This window comes from Tersicoccus solisilvae, assembly GCF_014643255.1.
GTDB lineage: Bacteria > Actinomycetota > Actinomycetes > Actinomycetales > Micrococcaceae > Tersicoccus > Tersicoccus solisilvae.
In genome coordinates this window covers 1-3,998 of the sequence record NZ_BMJI01000039.1, presented here as the reverse complement: position 1 = coordinate 3,998, position 3,998 = coordinate 1, and the positions used below count along the sequence as shown (strand labels likewise).

The window sequence follows — 3,998 nt, the reverse complement described above, 5'->3', positions numbered from 1 at the left end:
CACCCGCCCGCCGACCGAGCGAGTGATCCACGAATCACTGCATACGCGAGGCCCCGGCCTCAAGACCCAGGCAACCCGCACCCTCATAGGGTCTGACCTGCCCAGCACGTCCCCAGCCCCGTACCGAACAGCCGGCGATTCCTCCTCGACTCACCGATCAGCGTGCCGCTCACTTTCACGTTCACCCGACGACGGACAGGCACCGACGCCCCGTCGATCCCGGACCCTGGAGTTCCCATGAGCAACGTCATCCCCGACCCCTCCGCGGCCACCGCGGCGTCGAACCCCCGCGAAGTGCGCCGCGTCCTGCTCTCCAGCTATCTGGGCAGCACGGTCGAGTTCTACGACTTCCTGCTGTACGCCACCGCGTCGTCACTGGTGTTCGGCGCCGTGTTCTTCGCGAACCTGGACCCGCTGACCGCGACCATCGCGTCCTTCGGCACGTTCGCCGCCGGCTACCTGGCCCGGCCGCTCGGCGGGTTCATCTTCGGTCACTTCGGCGACCGGCTCGGGCGCAAGAAGATGCTCGTCCTGACCATGACCCTGATGGGCATCGGGTCCACCCTGATCGGCCTCATCCCCACCCCGGCCGTGATCGGGGCGCTCGCGCCGATCCTGCTCATCGCGCTGCGCGTGTGCCAGGGCATCGCGGTCGGCGGCGAGTGGGGTGGGGCCGCCCTGATGGCCCTCGAGCACTCGGCGGAGGGCAAGCGCGGGTTCGCGGCATCGTTCGCCAACGCCGGCGCCCCCTCGGGCGCGGTGCTCGGCACCCTCATCATGGGCATCTTCGCCGCCCTGCCCTCGGACCGGTTCCTGGCCTGGGGCTGGCGCATCCCCTTCGTGTTCTCCCTCGTGCTGCTCGCCGTCGGGCTGTACGTCCGCTCCCGCATCTCCGAGAGCCCGGTGTTCAAGGCCGCCCTCGCCATGGCCGAGCGGAACGAGGCCGAGCGCCCCGCCATCCCGCTGGTCTCCGTGCTGCGCCGCCCGAAGGCGCTGATCCTCACCGCCCTCGGCGCCGCCGCCGGCTTCGCCTTCCAGGTCACCCTGGCCACCTTCTCGATCACCTACGCGGTTGCCGCCGGCGCCGAGCGTCAGTCCACCCTGTTCGCCTTCTCCGCCGCGTCGTTCATCAGCATCTTCGTGGTGATCGGGGCCGGCCGGCTGTCGGACCGCGTGGGACGCAAGCCGATGATCATCGTGTCCATCGTGCTCTTCATCCTCTACCTGTTCCCCATGTTCGCGCTGTTCGGCTCGAAGAACCCGTGGTTGATCTTCCTCGGGTTCACCGTCGGACTGATCCTGCACTCGTGCATGTTCGGACCGCTGGCCGCGTTCATCTCCGAGCAGTTCGGCACCGCCTCCCGGTACACCGGCGCCTCCGGCGGCTACCAGCTGGCCACCCTGCTCGGCGCCGGCTTCACCCCCGGGATCCTCGCGTCCCTCTACGCCTCCAGCCAGCGCTCGATCGTGCCCGTGGTGGTCTTCCTCGCCGCCGTCGGCGTCGTGAGCCTGCTGGCGGTGCTGTTCACCCGCGAGGGCCGCGACCTGGACCTGACCACGGTCCAGCACTGACCCTCGTCCTCCCCCTGTCCGGAAGGAGCTCCCATGCTGAACAACGGGATCGGATCGTGGCCGCACCGTCGGCTGCCCAAGTCGGCCGGGCGCACGGCGCTGGTGTGCCGGGGCCGCACGATCAGTTACGACGAGCTCGCCGACCGGGTCGACCGGCTGGCCGCGGTGCTCCGCGGGCACGGCGTCCGGCCGGGAGACCGGGTCGCGTACCTCGGTGAGAACCACCCGGCGTTCCTCGAGACGCTGTTCGCCGCCGGAGTGTGCGGGGCGGTGTTCGTGCCGTTGAACACGCGGCTGGCCGCCCCGGAACTGCAGTTCGCCCTGACGGACAGCGGCGCGACCGTGCTCGTGTACGCCACCTCCCTCACCGGCCTGGCCCTGCCGGGCAGTGAGGGCACGGCGGTGCAGCACCGCGTGCGGGTGGACGACGGCCCCGATCCGCGGTTCACGAGCACGCCTCCGGCGGAGGACGTCGACCTGGAGGAGGCGCTCGCCGCCGCGGAACCGGTGCGGCACGACGTCCCGGTGACGCTGGAGGACCCGGCGATGATCCTCTACACCTCCGGCACCACCGGCCGGCCGAAGGGTGCGGTGCTGACCCACGGGAACGTGACCTGGAACTGCATGAACGTGCTGGTCGACTTCGACCTCGCCTCCACCGACGTGTCCCTGATGATCTCGCCGCTGTTCCACGTCGCGGCGCTGGACATGGGCGCACTACCCACCCTGCTCAAGGGCGGCACGCTGGTGCTCGAGCCCCGGTTCGAGCCCGGCGAGGCGCTGCGCCTGATCGAGGAGCACCGGGCCACCGCGATCTCCGGCGTGCCCACCACGTACCAGCTGCTGGCCGAGCACCCGGACTGGGCGACGCGCGACATCTCCTCGCTCACTAAGCTCACGTGCGGCGGCTCGGCGGTGCCGCACCGGGTGCTGGCCGCGTACGAGGAACGCGGGCTGTCCTTCACCATGGGCTACGGGATGACCGAGACGGCGCCCGGGGCGACGACGCTGCCGGTCCGGTACTCGGCGTCCCGGGCCGGCTCCGGCGGCCTGCCGCACTTCTTCACGGACGTCCGCATCGCCGACCCGCTCGGCGAGGAGTTGCCCCCCGGGCAGACCGGGGAGATCCAGATCTGCGGCCCCAACGTCATCCACGAGTACTGGCAGCGGCCCGACGCCACCGCGGAATCCTTCGACGCCGGCGGCTGGTTCAAGTCCGGCGACATGGGCCACCTCGACGACGACGGCTTCCTCTTCATCTCGGACCGGCTCAAGGACATGATCATCTCGGGCGGCGAGAACATCTACCCGGCCGAGGTTGAGCAGCTGATCGCCGAACTCGACGCCGTGGCCGCGGTCGCCGTCATCGGCGTCCCGGACGAGAAGTGGGGGGAGGTCGGCCGGGCGATCGTCACCGTGCGGGACGGCACGAGCCTGACCGCCGAGGAGGTGCTGGGACATCTGGACGGCCGGCTGGCCCGGTACAAGATCCCCAAGTCGGTGGTGTTCGCCGACCAGATGCCGCGGACGGCCAGCGGGAAGATCCGCAAGGCGGACCTGCGGAAGCAATTCGGCTGACGCGGTCGGCTCCGGCCCCCGTCGGGCGACGGCGGGCGGCGGCGAGTGGACCGCGCCGAGTGGACGGTAGATGCGACCATCAGCGACGCCCGCGACATCGTCCGCCCACTCGGTAGCCGTCCCGCGCCGAGTGGACGGTAGATGCGACCATCGGCGACGCCCGCAACATCGTCCGCCCACTCGGTAGCCGTCCGACGCCGAGTGGACGGTAGATGCGACCATCGGCGAGGCCGGTTCAGGTGGTGAGTGCGACGGTGGTGATTAGTTCGTCGAGTGTCTCACTGGGGGTGGCTCCGTCGAGGATGACGCGGGGTCGGGCGTTGAGCATGTCCTGAACGGTGCGGAGGTCCTCGTCGCTGATGCGGTTGAAGTCGGTGCCTTTGGGGTATTCCCAGCGCAGTTGCCCGTTGAGGTTCTCGTTCGTGGGCCGCTGCCACGGAGAGTGCGGGTCGCAGAAAAAGACCGGGCACCCGGTCGCCACCGTGAACCGGGCGTGCTGGGCCATCTCCGTGCCCTGATCCCAGGTGACCGACCGGGTGACCGAGCGCCTCATCGCGCCGGGTAGCTCCTCGATCATGGCCGTGAGCTTGTCGATGACCGTGGTCGAGTCCCGCGTCCCGGGCAGCCGCCCGAGCAGGGTGAACCGGGAGGCCCGCTCGACCAGGGTGATGATCCCGGAGTTGTTCGGACCCACGACCAGGTCTCCTTCCCAATGCCCGGGGACTTTCCGGCCCGCGTGCTCGGCGGCGGTGACTGAACCGCCCCGGGTTTAGTGGAGGGCGGGTTCTCCCAGCGCCGGTTGGTGCTGGGGGTTGTTCTGACGGTAGTAGTTGTTCTCCGCCTCGATC

General features: G+C 70.0%; 2 protein-coding genes and 1 pseudogene. 2 read left to right on the top strand and 1 reads right to left on the bottom strand.

The genetic code is table 11. From position 1 onward, the window contains the following. Positions 1-237 precede the first annotated feature (237 nt). Positions 238-1,572 (top strand): MFS transporter, encoded by a 1,335-nt coding sequence (locus tag IEX22_RS15255; protein ID WP_188669253.1) that lies wholly within the window; start codon positions 238-240, stop codon positions 1,570-1,572. A gap of 33 nt (positions 1,573-1,605) precedes the next feature. Continuing rightward, positions 1,606-3,150, top strand: coding sequence for an acyl-CoA synthetase (locus IEX22_RS15250; RefSeq protein ID WP_188669252.1), 1,545 nt, complete (start codon positions 1,606-1,608; stop codon positions 3,148-3,150). Positions 3,151-3,385: 235 nt separating this feature from the next. Here IEX22_RS15250 and IEX22_RS15245 read toward each other — a convergent pair. Next, positions 3,386-3,898 (bottom strand): annotated as a pseudogene (locus IEX22_RS15245) (IS30 family transposase); the annotation flags it as partial. Positions 3,899-3,998 lie beyond the last annotated feature (100 nt).